The sequence below is a fragment of the Streptomyces sp. 142MFCol3.1 genome (assembly GCF_000424945.1).
GTDB lineage: Bacteria > Actinomycetota > Actinomycetes > Streptomycetales > Streptomycetaceae > Streptomyces > Streptomyces siamensis.
The window spans coordinates 272,914-288,124 of sequence record NZ_AUKV01000007.1; the positions used below are offsets into that span (position 1 = coordinate 272,914).

11 protein-coding genes and 1 pseudogene are annotated in these 15,211 nt (G+C 69.4%); 3 read left to right on the forward strand and 9 right to left on the reverse strand.

The window, feature by feature from the left end; genetic code table 11:
- Nucleotides 1-239: 239 nt before the first annotated feature.
- Nucleotides 240-2,498: an MMPL family transporter gene (locus H305_RS0112640; RefSeq protein ID WP_028800708.1), complete on the forward strand. Its 2,259-nt coding sequence runs from the start codon at nucleotides 240-242 to the stop codon at nucleotides 2,496-2,498.
- Nucleotides 2,499-2,565: 67 nt separating this feature from the next.
- On the opposite strand, the gene H305_RS0112645 is transcribed toward H305_RS0112640, so the two are convergent.
- The 5 genes and pseudogenes from H305_RS0112645 to H305_RS0112665 all read right to left on the reverse strand — a co-directional run bounded on the left by H305_RS0112645 (nucleotide 2,566) and on the right by H305_RS0112665 (nucleotide 7,431).
- On the reverse strand, nucleotides 2,566-3,519 hold the full coding sequence (locus H305_RS0112645) for a CDP-alcohol phosphatidyltransferase family protein (RefSeq protein WP_199791389.1): 954 nt from the start codon (nucleotides 3,517-3,519) through the stop codon (nucleotides 2,566-2,568).
- Nucleotides 3,520-3,942: 423 nt separating this feature from the next.
- Nucleotides 3,943-4,287 (reverse strand): annotated as a pseudogene (locus tag H305_RS56355) (glycosyl transferase); the annotation flags it as partial.
- Between the two features lie 92 nt (nucleotides 4,288-4,379).
- Nucleotides 4,380-5,660: an ABC transporter substrate-binding protein gene (locus tag H305_RS0112655; protein ID WP_028800711.1), complete on the reverse strand. Its 1,281-nt coding sequence runs from the start codon at nucleotides 5,658-5,660 to the stop codon at nucleotides 4,380-4,382.
- Nucleotides 5,660-6,493: a carbohydrate ABC transporter permease gene (locus H305_RS0112660; RefSeq protein WP_028800712.1), complete on the reverse strand. Its 834-nt coding sequence runs from the start codon at nucleotides 6,491-6,493 to the stop codon at nucleotides 5,660-5,662. The genes H305_RS0112655 and H305_RS0112660 overlap by 1 nt, the downstream gene beginning before the upstream one ends.
- A complete protein-coding gene (locus H305_RS0112665) occupies nucleotides 6,490-7,431 on the reverse strand; it encodes a carbohydrate ABC transporter permease (RefSeq protein WP_028800713.1) in 942 nt (313 codons plus the stop codon). The genes H305_RS0112660 and H305_RS0112665 overlap by 4 nt, the downstream gene beginning before the upstream one ends.
- Before the next feature lie 200 nt (nucleotides 7,432-7,631).
- Between H305_RS0112665 and H305_RS0112670 the strand changes: the two genes are divergently transcribed.
- Nucleotides 7,632-8,495, forward strand: a complete 864-nt coding sequence (locus H305_RS0112670; RefSeq protein WP_028800714.1) for a phosphotransferase enzyme family protein — start codon at nucleotides 7,632-7,634, stop codon at nucleotides 8,493-8,495.
- Nucleotides 8,496-8,555: 60 nt separating this feature from the next.
- On the opposite strand, the gene H305_RS0112675 is transcribed toward H305_RS0112670, so the two are convergent.
- The 4 genes from H305_RS0112675 to H305_RS0112690 form a co-directional block, all read right to left on the reverse strand.
- Complete coding sequence (locus tag H305_RS0112675; protein WP_028800715.1) at nucleotides 8,556-9,278, reverse strand: 3'-5' exonuclease; 723 nt, start codon at nucleotides 9,276-9,278, stop codon at nucleotides 8,556-8,558.
- A 105-nt stretch (nucleotides 9,279-9,383) separates the two neighbouring features.
- On the reverse strand, nucleotides 9,384-10,622 hold the full coding sequence (locus H305_RS0112680) for an SAV2148 family HEPN domain-containing protein (RefSeq protein ID WP_028800716.1): 1,239 nt from the start codon (nucleotides 10,620-10,622) through the stop codon (nucleotides 9,384-9,386).
- Nucleotides 10,623-10,723: 101 nt separating this feature from the next.
- Nucleotides 10,724-12,043, reverse strand: a complete 1,320-nt coding sequence (locus H305_RS0112685) for a copper amine oxidase (RefSeq protein ID WP_028800717.1) — start codon at nucleotides 12,041-12,043, stop codon at nucleotides 10,724-10,726.
- A gap of 56 nt (nucleotides 12,044-12,099) precedes the next feature.
- Nucleotides 12,100-12,909: a hypothetical protein gene (locus H305_RS0112690; RefSeq protein ID WP_028800718.1), complete on the reverse strand. Its 810-nt coding sequence runs from the start codon at nucleotides 12,907-12,909 to the stop codon at nucleotides 12,100-12,102.
- 178 nt (nucleotides 12,910-13,087) lie between these two features.
- Between H305_RS0112690 and glgX the strand changes: the two genes are divergently transcribed.
- Nucleotides 13,088-15,196: a glycogen debranching protein GlgX gene (glgX, locus tag H305_RS0112695; RefSeq protein ID WP_028800719.1), complete on the forward strand. Its 2,109-nt coding sequence runs from the start codon at nucleotides 13,088-13,090 to the stop codon at nucleotides 15,194-15,196.
- The last annotated feature ends 15 nt before the right edge of the window (nucleotides 15,197-15,211 follow it).

Consider the following 15,211-nt stretch of genomic DNA (forward strand, 5'->3'; position numbering starts at 1 on the left):
CGGACGTGACGGCGAGCGGGCCCGAAGCGGCCCGCCCCTGATCCACATCCCCGAGAAGTCGGTTTACATGTAGGGGGCTTCCATCCTCCCCAGTGCGGAGATGCCGGGGTCCGCGGGTAGGACTCGCGGACACCGGGGTTCACCGGGCAGCACGACGAGACGCGCTTATCCGGCCCATACCTTCGTATCGAAAGGTGACGGCAGGGGGCCGTCGCCGCACACGAGGGGGCTTGCCCGTCATGGGGAACGGAGACACACGGGTGCGGGGCTTCGCCGCCCGGGCCGGCGGCTGGAGCGCCCGGCACCGATGGGCGGCCGTCGGGATATGGGTGCTGTTCGTCGTCCTGGCGATGGGGCTGGGCTCGGCCGCCGGCCGCGTCGACGTCAGCGAGAGCGATCAGCTCAAGGGCGAGACGCACACCGCCGCCAAGATCATCGAGGATGCGGGGATCGAGGAACCGGCGAGCGAGACGGTCCTGGTCCAGTCGAAGGACGGCGGCCCGAAGGCCACGGACGCCGCGTTCAGGGCCGCCGTCGGCGCGGTCGTCGACGCCGTGGACGCGACCGGCAAGGTCACCGACGTGCAGTCGCCGTACGACACGCAGACGATCTCCGAGGACGGGCGCAGCGCGCTGGTCCAGTTCGACATGCGCGGCGACTCGGACACCGCGGGCGACCGCGTCGAGCCCGTCCTGAACGCTGTCGAGCGCGTGCAGAAGGACCACTCGGAGCTGCGGATCGAGGAGATCGGCGGCGCCAGCATGATGAAGACGTTCGACGACGCGTTCGGGGACGACTTCCAGAAGGCCGAGTACTCCGCCGTTCCGGTGGCCCTCGGCATTCTGCTCATCGCCTTCGGCGCGCTGGTGGCCGCGCTGTTGCCGGTGGCGCTGGCCGTCACCGCGATCATGGCGACGATGGGCCTGATGGGCATCGTCAGCCACCTCCAGCCGATGAGCGACACCGCCAACTCCGTGATGCTGCTGGTCGGTCTGGCCGTCGGTGTCGACTACTGCCTCTTCTACCTGCGCCGGGAACGCGAGGAGCGCGCGGCGGGCCGCGACGCCGGTGCCGCCCTGCGGATCGCCGCCGCCACCAGTGGCCGCGCGATCGTCGTCTCCGGTGTCACGGTGTGCGTGGCGATGGCGGGCATGCTGTTCACCGGGCTCGCCGAGTTCGAGGCGATGGGCCTGGCCTCGCTGATGGTCGTGGCGGTCGCCATGGTCGGGTCGGTGACGGTGCTGCCGGCGCTGCTCTCGCTGCTGGGCGAGCGGGTCGAGAAGGGCCGCATCCCCTTCCTGCACAAGGCCATGCAGCGCCGCTCGGCGCGCACCGGCGGCGAGAGCCGCTTCTGGACCGCCGTCCTGCGCGGCGTGCTCGCCAAGCCGGTGGTCTCCGTGGTGGTGGCGGCCGGCACGCTGCTGGCGATCGCGGCTCCCGCGGTCGGCATGAAGACGCAGAACCTCACGCTGGACCAGGAGTTCGGCGACTCGCTGCCGATCGTGCAGACGTACAACCGGGTCAACGACGCCTTCCCGGGCGGCTCCGAGCCGGCCGAGGTCGTCGTCAAGGCCGCCGACATCAACGCCCCCGAGGTGAAGGGCGCTCTCGCCGACTTCAAGGACCGGGCGATCAGTTCGGGCGCCTCGCGCGGCCCGGTCGAGATCAAGCTGCACGAGGCGCAGAACATCGCCTACGTGTACGTCCCGCTGGTCGGCGGCTCCGACCTCGACAAGGCGGGCGCCAGCCTGGAGAAGCTGCGCGACGAGGTACGGCCCGCCACGCTCGGCAAGGTGGACGGCGTCCAGGCACCGATCACCGGACAGGTCGCGGGCTCGCACGACTTCAACGACCAGCTCGGCGGCGCGGTCCTCCCGGTCTTCGCGTTCGTGGTGGTCTTCGCCTTCCTGCTGATGCTGCTGTCGTTCCGCTCGCTGACGATCGCGGTCACCTCGATCCTGCTCAACCTGCTGTCGGTGGGTGCCGCCTACGGCATCCTCGTCGCCGTCTTCCAGCACGGCTGGGGGGCGGCCCTGGCGGGGGCGGAAGGTGTCGGCGCCATCGTCACCTGGCTGCCGCTGTTCCTCTTCGTGATCCTGTTCGGGCTGTCGATGGACTACCACGTCTTCGTGGTCTCGCGGATCCGCGAGGCACGGCTGCGAGGCCGCACCACCAGGGACGCGATCCGGCACGGCGTGGTCACCACGGCGGGTGTGGTCACCAGCGCCGCGGTCATCATGGTCGCCGTCTTCGCGATCTTCGGCACGCTGTCCATGCAGTCCATGAAGCAGATGGGTGTGGGCCTGGCCGCGGCGGTGCTCATCGACGCGACGGTCATCCGCGGTGTGCTGCTGCCCGCCGTGATGGCCCTGCTCGGCGAGCGCAACTGGTACCTGCCGAAGTGGATGCACCGGCTGCCGGACCTCACGCACGACGAGGCGCCGGAGGCCGTGTTGCCGCCTCCGCCGGCGGTGGAAGGAGAGAAGGTCGGCGTCTGACCGCTCGCCGAAGGACGTGTACGTGGCCGGGGCGTCCGCCCCGGTCACTTCGCTGTCCGCCAGGGACTCACGCCGCCTTGGCGACCGCGTCGTGTTCGAAGGAGGCGATGGTGCGGGTGAAATCGCGCGTCGACAGCAACAGCTTGTAGATGATGGCGAGTTCGAAGACCAGGAGCAGCACGCCGGAGACGAGCGTCGCCTCGATCACCGAGTCGAGGAGCGGGCCGACGATGAACACACCCATCTGGAACTCGATGCCGCTGATCAGGTGGGGGCGGATACGGTGGCGCAGCAAGAAGGACCGTACGCGCAGATAGAGGGGGAAGCGGCGGCGGAACTCCTGCTGGAGATCGACGACCTGGGGCTGCGGCAGCCCCGCCGTGCCCTCGGGGGCCGCGGCGCGTAGGTCCTGGTCGATGTCCGCCTCGGGGTTGGTGCGCAGCAGGTCCTCCATGAAGGCGACGCCGGCCTCGTTCTCGGCGCGGCGGGCCTCCCGCAGGCGGGCCTTGATCTGCTTGCGCATGGTGTGGCGGGTCTTGAAGATCTCGAGAGAGTTGAGATAGCGCAGGCTGTCGAGGAAGACGACCGCGGCGGCCAGCCAGATGTAACGGGTGTCGTCGGTGCGGTGGTACTGCCCGGCCATCAGCGCGACCGCACAGAACATCACCCGCACCCGGTCGAAGATGTAGTCCAGCCAGGCGCCGAACACCGAGCCCTGCCCGGTGAGCCGGGCGACCTTGCCGTCCATGCAGTCCAACGTGAAGCTCAGGTGGTACACCAACGCCCCGGCGATCAGCCAGCGCCAGTCGCCCATCGCGAAGCAAGCCGCGGAGACCAGCCCCAGCAGCAGCGCCCCCCAGGTGATCTGGTTCGGTGTGATCCTGGTCCGTCGTGCGACCAGCCGCACCAGGGGTGTCGCGACCGGGTCGACGAGCAGCACGGTCCACCACGCGTCGCGTTTCTTCTGCGTGATGCGGCGCACCTCGGAGAGGGGCGGAATGTCTCGGCGTATGGATCGCATAGGTCAGCTTCCTGGCGTTCGACTGAAGTTCACCCAACGCTAGGAATTCACTTACCAAAAGAACAAGATCCAGCCCGTGCAACCTTCCTGAGGGGGTAAGGGTCCAACCCATCAGCCCAGTCGATGGATTTTCCCGGTGGTCTGCGCGTTATCCGAGCGTTATGCAATGACCCGACCGTTACCCAAGGTGCGCCATGGCTTCACCGTTCCCGTGCAACCGTGACGCATGGGGAACCGGAGGCTCGCGGACGGTCACGGAATGGCGTCTTTTGATGAGGTCCGCCGCTGTCCGTGTGCCGCCCTCCCGGGCCATCTCGTGCTGAATCTCTTTGAGTCCCCGCGCCACTTCGGGGTCGTCCACGGGTGTGACCACCACCTCCCGCAGGGTCTCGGCCGTCGCCTCCTTCATGAGCCTGCCGGGGTGCCCTGCGCGGCACGGTCGCCCTGGCAGGCGCCGACGAAGGTGTACACCGTCTCGTCAACCGCTCCGCGTGCGGCTGGAGCGCCCGGGGGATCAGTGCGAGCGAACGGGCCGGGCGCCCGGCGAACCGATCCGGGGGCTCACTGATCCCGTTCGCCGCCAGCCAGGCCTCGAAGCGCGCGTAGTACGCCTGGCCGCGGGCGGTCCTCGCGGCTCCGCCCAAAAGGGCTCGGCGACCTCCTCCTGTATCCCTCCCAGGCGACGAGGTTCGGCGAGAGCGAGACGGCCGGAACGCCCCAGCGGTGGGCGAGGATGCGGGCCGGGTAGGAGGCGATGTCGTGCAACGTAATGAGCGACCGCCGCCCTGCGGAAGCGCGTTCCGGCCGGCGCCCTGGGCACCGGGCATCGGGCGGGACCACGCCCGCGCGCTGCGCGCCGCTCAGCGCTGATAGCGCGCCAGCACCAGGTTTCCGTCCCGCTCCAGCCGCCGGCGCAGCTCCGCGAGGCCTATCGCCCCGCTGTAATACTCCTGGAAAGCCGGGGTGGCCACCTTGTCCTTCCACTCGGGGTACCCGCGGACCGACTGGGCGGGGGCCGAGCGGAGGTGAGCCGCCAGGGCCGAACCGGTCGACCAGTCGTCCTTGGCGGTGTGCAGGGCGGGGTCCTTCAGGGCCTGTGTCCCAGTCGGCAGCATCCAGTCACCGAGGGCCAGCCGAGCCATGTTCTTCGGCTGAAGCAGGAAGTCGATGAACTCGGCGGCCTCCTTCTTGTGCGGGCTGCTCTCGGCTATGGACAGAGTCTGGGGACTGACACCCTGGCTCAATCCGTCCGCGCCGGCCGGGGCGGGCAGCACCTGCCACTCGAACCCCTTCGGCGCCTGCTGCGCGATCTGCTGGCGATAGGAGAAGCCGAGCGGAACCATCGCGTACTTGCCGCCGAAGAACCCGGGCAGCGTGTCGGAGCCGCCCATGCCGAGCGTCGCGCTCGACGCGCTCCTGTCCGTGTTCACCTCGTCGTGCACGGTCCGCGGAACCACCGCGTCTGCCGCGTCGAAACGGACGGTCACCTTGCCGTCCGCGTCCCGGTGGAACATCTGTCCGCCCGTGGAGAGGGAGAAGTTGAGCGTCGCCGAGACCGGTTCCTTGAGCGGCCAGGCGACGCCGTACTTACCCTTGCCGCTCAGCTGCTTCGCGATCGCGCGGAACTCGTCCCAGCTCCAGGGCTTCTCGGGAGTCGGGACGCGGACGCCCGACTCCTTCAGCCACTTGGCGTTGGCGATCAGAACCCGCGGCTCCTGGAGGAACGGCACACCATAGACGCCTCCCCCAAAGCTCGCTGTCTCCCAACTGTGCTGCGGAATGTCGCTCTTGAGCCGCTCGGGCAGCAGCTCGCGCAGCTCCGCGAGATAGCCGCCGTAGGCGAAGTCCGCGAGGTCGTCCGAGGCGTCATGGATGATGTCGGGTGCTTCACCGCCCTCGAAGGAGGTGAGCAGCTGGTCGTGGACGCTGTCCCAACTGCCCTGGACATACTCGACCTTGACGTCCGGATGCGCCGCGTTCCACTCCTGCACCAGCTCCTTGTTGGCGGCCACGGACTCCTGCTGCCAAGCGAGGGACTGGAAGTGGAGGGTGATCACCCCACCCGATCCACCGCCGCTGTCCGTGCACGCGGTGAGCAACAGGCCGAGGACGGCCAGGACCGCCGGCAGTCTCGTCCGCATCAGCTCTTCACCGCCCCGGCGAGCATGCCGCCCGTGATCCGCTTCTGGATGATCGCGAAGATGACCAGCGACGGCAGGGTCGCCACAAACGCCGCCGCGGCCAGCGGCCCGAGGTCCGCTACGCCCTCCGCCCCGATGAAATGCGTGAGCACGACCGGCAGCGTCTGTTTCTCCGGGGTCTTGAGCAGCACGAGCGCGAAGAAGAACTCGTTCCACGCGCTGATGAAGGCGAACAGCGCCGTCGCCACGATGCCCGGCGCGAGCAGCGGCGCCGTGATGGAGACCAGTGTCCGGACCCGGCCCGCGCCGTCCACCGCGGCGGCCTCCTCCAACTCGGTGGGCACCGCCCGCACATAGCCCACCAGCATCCACAGTGCGAACGGCAGCGCCCACACCACGTACACCATGGTCAGTCCGGGCAGTGAGTTGATCAGCCGGAGGTTCTTGAGGACCAGGAACAGCGGAATGATCACCAGCACGAAGGGGAACGCCTGGCTGACCACGACCCACCCGCTGGCGGCCCTGGCCAGTAGCGTCCGGTGGCGCGCCATGACGAACGCCATCGGGGTCGCAATCAGTGCGGCGATGAGCGCCGCGCAGAGCGCCGCCAGCAGGGAGTTGAGTGCGGCGCGCAGCAGCGGCTGCTCGTCGAAGGCCTGCCGGAAGTTGGCGAGGGTGGGGTCCCTGGGGATCCAGGTGGGATGCAGGCTCGCGAGCTCACGCGCCGGTTTGAAGGCGGTGGAGATCAGCCAGAGGAAGGGAAAGGCAAGGAAGACGAGATAGGCGAGGAGTGCGAGGTACTGGCCCGTGCGGGTCCCTTTGCCGGTCTTCACGCGTTCTCATCTCCCCTCAGACGGCCCACGAGATACACCGCGAGGATCACCGAGATCACCGCGACCATCACACAGCCCATCGCGGCCGCGTAACCGAACTGCCCGTAGCGGAAGGCCTCTTCGTACGCGAAGAGCATGGGGAGCCGGGTACGGCCGCCCGGTCCTCCGTTGGTCAGCACGTAGACCAATGCGAAGGAGTTGAAGTTCCAGATGAAGCTGAGCGCCGTGATGGCGAGCGCGACCGGTCTCAGGGCCGGCCAGGTGACGGTCAGGAAGCGGCGCCACGCGCCCGCTCCGTCCATCGCGGCCGCCTCGTGCAGTTCGCGCGGGGTGTTCTGCAGACCGGCGAGCAGCGCGACCGTGGTCTGCGGCATGCCCGCCCAGACGCCGACCACGATCACGGCGGGCAGCGCGGTGCCGAGGCCGCTCAGCCAGTCGCGGCCATCGCCGAGGCCGAGGTCGCGCAGGGTCTCATTGAGGATGCCCGCGTCCGGGTTGTAGACGAGCCGCCACATGATGCCGACAACGACCTCGGGCATGGCCCAGGGAATGATCGCGAGAGCCCGCGCCAGCCAGCGGAACCGGAGCTCCTGGTCGAGCAGCAGGGCGAGCCCGAGCGCGAGCAGGAACTGCGGCACGGTCACCCCGGCGGCCCACAGCAGACCGATCCGGAAGGAGTCCCAGAACAGCGTGTCGTGCAGCAGGTCCTGGAAGTTGAGGACCCCGGTCCACTGCGTAGCCGTGGTCCGCCCCGACTGCGAGTCCGTGAACGCCAGCGCGATCCCGTACAGCAGGGGTCCGACGCTGAGCACCAGGATCGGGATGAGCGCGGGCAGCACCAGGAACCAGGTCCCGTGGTCGGCGGGGCGCCGGTCCCTGCCGCTGCCGCTGCCGGGCACCTGCTTCACCGACCGCCTCGTCGCGGTCGCCAATGTCATGGAATCGGCTCCTTTGGGCGGCTCGTGACGGTCTGGCCGCCCGAGCGGCCCCCGTCATGGTCGTGAAGGTGGTCTACGGCGTCAAGGCACTGCACATGCCCTCCGACCTGTGAGAATGCGACACTGGCCGACGGATGGCGTGAACACGACGCTGCCGGCGAGGACGGCACGGGCACCGCACGAGAACACGGAGGCGAAGGATGGACGAGGCACGGGCGCGGGACGTACTGGCCGCGGCGGGTGTGCTGTCGGGGCCGGTGCGGGACGCCACGCTCCTCGCCCTCGGCGAGAACGCGGTGTTCGCCGCCGGTGACCTGGTGGTCAAGGTGGGACGCGACGCCGAACTCCTGGACCGCGCGCGGCGGGAACTGGACATCGCCGTCTGGCTCGCCGAGGCGGACGTCCCCGCGGTGCGGGCAGCCGACGCAGAGGCACTGCTGGTGGAGGGGCACCCGGTGACGGTGTGGCACCGGCTGCCCGATCCCGTACGCCCCGCGGAACCGCAAGATTTGGCCGAACTCCTACGGGTGGTGCACGCACTCCCCTCCCCTTCCTTCCCCTTGCCGCCCCGCGAGCTGCTGGGCGGTGTGGAGCGCTGGCTGCGGCTGGCCGGCGACGCGATCGACCCCGCGGACGCGGCGTATCTGCGGGCACGGCGCGACGGTTTCGCGCATGCCGCGGCCACGCTCACCCCGCATCTGCCGCCGGGCCCCATCCATGGCGACGCGCTGCCCCGCAACGTCCACATCGGCCCCGGCGGCCCGGTCCTGGTCGACCTGGAGACCTTCTCCGCCGACCTGCGCGAGCACGACCTGGTGGTCATGGCGCTCTCCCGTGACCGCTACGGGCTCCCGGTCGAGGCGTACGACTCGTTCACCGAGGCATACGGCTGGGACGTCCGCCAGTGGGAGGGCTGCTCCGTCCTGCGCGGAGCGCGCGAGACCGCCAGCTGCGCCTGGGTCGCCCAGCATGCGCCGACGAACCCCAAGGCCCTGGCCGAGTTCGAGCGCCGTGTGGCGTCACTGCGGGACGGGGACGAGACGGTGCGCTGGTACCCCTTCTGACCGTGCGCCGGCCTCTTCCGGCCCTGCGCCCGGCCCCGTTCCTCTGAACCGGAGGCCCGGTCAGACCTTCTCGTCCGCCAGGTCCCGCAGCGGCCACGTCCCGTCCACCACCGCGTCCGCCTCCCCCTTGCGACGCAGGAAGCTCTGGAAGTCGGCCGCCCACTGCGCGTACCACTCGATCTGGCGACGGTGCAGCTCCGCGGGGCCGAGGGCCGCGACCTTCGGATGGCGGCCGGCTATCGCACAGGCGAGCCGGGCCGCGGCGAGCGCGTCGGCCGAGGCGTCATGGGCCGAGTCCAGCGCCACCCCGTACTCCGTGCACACCGCTTCGAGGTTGCGCTTGCCGCGGCGGTAGCGGTCCACGGAGCGGTCGATCGTGTACGGATCGATGACCGGAGCGGGGTCGATGCCGCCGAGGCGCTCGCGCAGCGACGACAGTCCGTACCTGCGCAGTTCGGCGGAGAGCAAGGTCAGGTCGAAGGCCGCGTTGTACGCGACGACGGGGATGCCCGTCTTCCAGTACGCGACGAGGACGCCGGCGATCGCGTCGGCGACCTGGTCGGCGGGGTGGCCCTCGGCCGCCGCCCGTTCGTTGCTGATCCCGTGCACCGCCACGGCGTCCGCCGGGATCTCCACGCCCGGGTCGGCCATCCACTCGCGGCGCCCTATCGGCTCTCCGTCCCTGACCTCGATCACCGCGCCCGTGACGATGCGCGCCTCGCGCGGGTCGGTCCCGGTCGTCTCCAGGTCGAAGCCGATCAGCAGCTCCCGGTGCCAGCCCATGGGCGGCCCCCCTTCTTCATGGTGCTTTCCCCCAGTGGTCTCCACGATCCCATGAGCCACTGACAATCAGAGGACCGCGTTCCGCTTCCCGGGAGGGGCGGCATTTCAGGACACCGGCCGCGAATCCGCCCAGGCCACCTCGAACTCCTCGCGATAGGTCGGGAAAAGCCCTTCCTCGCCGGTGTCGCCCGGTTTGACCACCCGTCCCCCGCCGCGCAGGACGAGGACCGGCGCCTCCATGCCCCGGGTGCGGCGCAGATACGACTGGACGACGGCGACGCCGTCCGAGCCGTCGCCGTCCACCAGATAGGCGGTGAAGCGGGGCGTCTCGTCGAAGACCTGGATCTCGAAGGCGCCCGGATCGCGCAGCTTGGAGCGCACTCGGCGCATGTGCAGGATGTTCATCTCCACACTGCGGCTCAGCTCCCCCCGCTTGATGCCCAGTTCGCGCTCGCGTCGCTTGACCGCGCTGGACGCGGGGTTGAGGAACAGCAGCCGCACCCGGCAGCCGGACTCGGCCAGCCGCACCAGGCGCCGGCCGGAGAAGTTCTGCACCAGCAGGTTGAGGCCGATGCCGATGGCGTCGAGGCGCCGGGCGCCGCCGAAGAGGTCCTCGGCGGGAAACTGGCGCAGCAGCCGCACCCGGTCCGGGTGCACCCCGACCACGTCCGCGTACCGGTCGCCGACCAGGTCCTCCACGGCGTCCACGGGGAGCCGGCGCGCCGAGGGCACGTCACCGCCGGCGCCGAGCATCTCCAGTAGCCTGGCCGCGGCCCGCTCGGCCTGGTTGAGGACGGCCTCCGACAGGGCACGGTTGCGGGAGACGACGTTCCGGGTCACTTCCAGCTCGTCCAGGGCGAGTTCGACGTCCCGGCGCTCGTCGAAGTAGGGCTCGAAGCACGGCCAGTGCTGCACCATCAGCTCGCGCAGTTGCGGCAGCGTCAGGAAACTGAGCACATTGTCGTCCGCGGGGTCGAGCAGGTACCCCTTGCGGCGGCTGACCTCGCGTACGGCGACCGCGCGCTGCACCCATTCCTGCCCCGCGGGACCGGCGGCGGCGACGACCCAGTCGTCCCCGTGGACGGGTTCGTAGATGGGACGCAGAACAGCGGCCACGACCGCGCGCAGCCGCTGTTCCACGAGGTTCAGCCAGATGTAGGCGCGTCCGGCGCGCTGGGCACGCGTCCGCACCTCGCGCCAGGCGTCGGCCCCCCAGTCCAGTTCCGGACCGATGGATCCCATCTCCATCGGCCGTGCCAGGGACACCGCGCCGGGTGGGACATCTGTGGAGTTTCCCTCGTGACCCTCGTCACCAGGAGGCAACTCCAGCCCTCCCGAGCCCACCCGCGCACCGCCTTCCGCTCCCCCGAGCTCTCCCTAGTCAACGATCAAGGAAGGGTACTCCGGGAGCGGTGGGCGGTGCAGCCCGATGCGCAGGTCGTTTCTCAACGACCTTGTTCCACATGGCCGTTCTGGTCCGCGAGCTCCGGCGGAGTGAGCGGATTCATAGCGGTGACGTCGCGCGGCGCTATGGAGAAGCCCTGCCAGTGGACCGGCATGGGCTGCTGGTCCTCGTCCCGCGCGATGTGGTGGAATCCCACGTTGACCCAGACGACGGGGTGGGTGAGGGTCTGCCCGTCCACCCACTTGTCGACGGACTTGCCGTGCCCGGCACCGCAGTTGCGCAGGTTGTCGCTGGCGAACTGCTCGCACTTGTTGTACTCGGTGAAGTAGACGTCGTGCTTGGTGAAGTTACGCCCGAGGTACTTGGTGGTCGGGCCCGGCACGAGTTCGTACGACCGCGCGTGGTTGTCCTTGTTCTTGCCGCTGTTGCTGACGATGCGCCACCAGCGCGAGTTCTTCGCGTCGCCCGCGAGTTCCTTGGTGACCTTCGTGAGCGTGGTCTTCTTGCTCGGGGCCTCGGCGCCCTGCGCGGGCGCGCTGACCGCGGAGTCGTACTGCTCGACCCTGGTCTTGGAGGAGCCGTCGAGGCCGAAGTTCAGCCGCCAGAAGACGTTGTGGCTGTGACTGGTGGCGTAGTCCTTGGCGTTCTTGCCCAGCGGCCAGCCACGGCCGTCGCCCGCGTCGTAGTCACCGGGCGAGAGGCTGCCGGTGGCGCCGACGTTCATGTTGAGGGTGCCGTCGTCCTGGAAGCGCCACTCGGTGATGTACTCGTACCAGCCGACCTTGTTGACCGTGTAGACCAGCAGGTCCTTGCCCTGCTTCTGGAAGACCTTGTTCCCCGTGTCGGCCTGCATGCGGTAGGCGTGGCCGCGCGAGCGGGTCGTGGTGCACAGGCCCTTGACGTTGGCGTGCTGCGGATCCCAGGCCTCGGGAACCTTGACCGTCTTGATGGTGCCGCCGGGGCACTCGGCGGGCGCCATGTCGACCAGGCCCTGCCCGAACCCGGCACCGGTGAGGTCGCTGTACTCGACCGAGCCGTCGTCGTACGGGACGTCGATCTGGGCGAGCTTCGCCGTGTTGAGGACCTTGATCGGCTGGGCCTCGCCGGGGGGCTGGTACGAGATGTTCTCCAGGACGAGCCCGGCCTCGCTCTCGTAGTGCCAGCACATCCGCCACGTGGTGCCGGTGGAGAGCTTCTGTTCGATCCGGTAGGCCGCGCTGCAGTCGGCGGCCGCCGCGGCGGCCCTCCCGGGCTGGGCCACGGCCGGACCCGCCGCCGTCGTCGCGCCGGCGGCCAGGGCCAGTGCCGTCAGGCCCACCGCCGTCCGGCTGCGAGCACGGCTGTTTCTGTTGACGCGCATGAAGAAGTGACTCCTTGCGGAAAGCAGTAAGAGTGGGAAGTCTGAGAAGGCCGCGGTCAGCCGAGCTTGCCGACCTTGCGGGCGCTCAGGTCGATCACCAGGTCACGGCTGTCGATCCAGGGCCCGTTCTTGACCTTCGGGAAGAGCCGCACGCACCGGTGCTCGCCACAGGTGCCCAGGACGGCCGGCTGGGCGCCGGGCGTCGCGCGGTAGACCATACTGTTCAGCACCAGCTGACCGGGCGAGGTCAGTTCCTTGCCGGTGGCGTCCTTGAAGTCGGCCTTCAGGCCGGCGCCGAGCGGGTCGGCGATCAGCAGTTCGGCGGCCTCGGTCATCTCGTCGCGGCTGATCGGCGGCTGGACGTCGTGCTGGGAGCCCGTCTTCTCGACCTTCCCCGTGTCCAGGTTGACCGTCCGGGTGACGAGCGTGTCGTTCTTGTAGTCGTAGAACGAGACATCGGCGCGCCGGGGCGCGTTCGGGTCGTCCAGTTCGTCCGCCTCGGGCTCGGCCAGGTTCACGCCGAGCCGCTGCGGGCCCCGCTTCCCCTCGACGTTCTCCCCGGCGGTGAGCATCTGGCGGCTGAGCGCGATCCGCGTCACCCGCTCGGTCTCGTCGTCGGTCAGCGGGTCGCGGCCCTTGCCCTTCTCGCCCTCGTCCGGGGCCTGCTCGACCACGCCCGGCTGCACCGCTCCCTGTCCCTGCTGAGCCGCCTGCCGCGAGGTCCCGCCGCTTCCCTCGGCGCCTCCCGATTCCTCGGCCCCCGCCGAGCCCGGAAGGGTGATTCCGACCATCACGGCCGTCCCCGCCACCGCGATGGCCGCACCCGCCACCACCTTGCCCAGATGGCGGTGCACTATCTTGCGCACATTTCCCCCTACTCCCCCCATGTCATCAGGAGTCGCTTGAGCCCCACTGGTTCGGCATACGCCGTATGCCTGGTCACTGGGTAAGAGGGACGTAAGTCACAGGAGGTTCCATCACTTTCAGGGAGACTCGGCCCGGACTCGCCCCCAGGGGCTCGGCACTACTGGAAGAGTCGTATCCATGCAGGTCTGGCCTGGAGAGGCATATCCACTCGGCGCCACGTACGACGGCGCCGGCACCAACTTCGCGGTCTTCTCGGAGGCCGCCGACCGGATCGAGCTGTGTCTGCTGCACGACGACGGCTCGGAGACAGCGGTGGAGCTGCGCGAGACCGACGCCTTCGTCCGGCACGCGTACCTGCCGGGGATCATGCCCGGGCAGCGGTACGGCTTCCGGGTGCACGGGCGGTACGCGCCCGAACGGGGGCGGCGGACCAACTCGGCGAAGCTGCTCCTCGATCCGTACGCGCGCGCCATCAGCGGTTCGATCAAGTGGGGCGAGGAGGTGTACGGCTACCCCTTCGGCTCGCCCGACAAGCGCAACGACCTGGACTCCGCGCCCCACACGATGTCCTCGGTCGTGGTCAATCCCTACTTCGACTGGGGCGACGACCGGCGACCACGCACGGAGTACCACCACACGGTGATCTACGAGGCCCATGTGAAGGGCCTGACCATGCAGCACCCCGAGCTGCCCGACGAACTGCGCGGGACCTACGCGGCGCTGGCCCACCCCGCCATCATCGAACATCTGACCGAACTCGGCGTCACCGCACTGGAACTGATGCCCGTTCACCAGTTCGTGAACGACCACCGGCTGGTGGAGATGGGCCTCAACAACTACTGGGGCTACAACACCATCGGCTTCTTCGCCCCGCACAACGCGTACGCCTCCTGGGGCGACCGGGGCCAGCAGGTCCTGGAGTTCAAGTCGGCGGTCCGGGCCCTGCACGAGGCCGGGATCGAGGTCATCCTCGACGTGGTCTACAACCACACGGCCGAGGGCAACCACCTGGGCCCGACGCTGTCCTTCCGGGGCCTGGACAACGCGTCCTACTACCGCCTGACGGACGACCCCCGCTACTACATGGACACCACGGGGACCGGCAACTCGCTCCTCATGCGCTCCCCGCACGTGCTCCAGCTGATCATGGACTCGCTGCGCTACTGGGTCACGGACATGCACGTCGACGGGTTTCGCTTCGACCTGGCGGCCACGCTGGCCCGCCAGTTCCACGAGGTGGACCGGCTGTCGTCGTTCTTCGACCTGGTCCAGCAGGACCCCGTGGTCTCCCAGGTGAAGCTGATCGCCGAACCGTGGGACGTCGGCGAGGGCGGCTACCAGGTGGGTAACTTCCCGCCCCTGTGGACCGAGTGGAACGGCAAGTACCGCGACACCGTGCGCGACCTGTGGCGCGGCGAGCCACGCACCCTGGCGGAGTTCGCGTCCCGCCTGACGGGCTCCTCGGACCTCTACCAGGACGACGGCCGCCGTCCGCTCGCCTCCATCAACTTCGTGACCTGCCACGACGGCTTCACGATGCACGACCTGGTCTCGTACAACAACAAACGCAACCAGGCCAACGGAGAGGACAACCGCGACGGCGAGAGCCACAACCGGTCCTGGAACTGCGGAGCCGAGGGCGACACCGACGACGAGGACGTGCTGGCACTCCGAGGACGTCAGATCCGCAATTTCATCGCCACGCTCATGCTCTCCCAGGGCGTGCCCATGATCAGTCACGGCGACGAGTTCGCCCGCACCCAGGGCGGCAACAACAACGCCTACTGCCAGGACAACGAACTGTCCTGGGTGCGGTGGCCGGAGGACGGCAGCGAGCTGCTGGACTTCACCCGGGCGATGGTGTGGCTGCGGCGGGACCACCCCGTCTTCCGGCGGCGCCGGTTCTTCCACGGCCGGCCCGTCCAGGGCACGCACGACGAGCTCTCCGACATCGCCTGGTTCACTCCGGAGGGCAAGGAGATGACACAGCGCGACTGGGATTCCGCCCAGGCCCAGGCCCTGTCGGTGTTCCTCAACGGCAACGCGATCTCGGAGCCCGGCCCGCGCGGGGAGCGCATCTGCGACGACTCCTTCCTGCTGATGTTCAACGCCTCGCCGCGGCCACTGGAGTTCGTGGTGCCCCTCGACCACGGACGGCAGTGGCAGGTCGTCGTCGACACGGCCGCCCCCGAGGGGGTGGCTCCGGGCACGGGCACCAAGGTGGAGGCCGGTGACCGGCTGACGCTGGTCGACCGGAGCATGACGGTGCTCCAGCGGCCCGCCTAGTGCCGCGGCAGGCAA

Coding starts and splice junctions, on each gene's coding strand:
- glgX (WP_028800719.1), top strand. CDS start 13,088: ATGCAGGTCTGGCCTGGAGAGGCATATCCACTCGGCGCCACGTACGAC.
- H305_RS0112645 (WP_199791389.1), bottom strand. CDS start 3,519: ATGCGATCCATACGCCGAGACATTCCGCCCCTCTCCGAGGTGCGCCGC.
- H305_RS0112640 (WP_028800708.1), top strand. CDS start 240: ATGGGGAACGGAGACACACGGGTGCGGGGCTTCGCCGCCCGGGCCGGC.
- H305_RS0112685 (WP_028800717.1), bottom strand. CDS start 12,043: ATGCGCGTCAACAGAAACAGCCGTGCTCGCAGCCGGACGGCGGTGGGC.
- H305_RS0112670 (WP_028800714.1), top strand. CDS start 7,632: ATGGACGAGGCACGGGCGCGGGACGTACTGGCCGCGGCGGGTGTGCTG.
- H305_RS0112655 (WP_028800711.1), bottom strand. CDS start 5,660: ATGCGGACGAGACTGCCGGCGGTCCTGGCCGTCCTCGGCCTGTTGCTC.
- H305_RS0112675 (WP_028800715.1), bottom strand. CDS start 9,278: ATGGGCTGGCACCGGGAGCTGCTGATCGGCTTCGACCTGGAGACGACC.
- H305_RS0112665 (WP_028800713.1), bottom strand. CDS start 7,431: ATGACATTGGCGACCGCGACGAGGCGGTCGGTGAAGCAGGTGCCCGGC.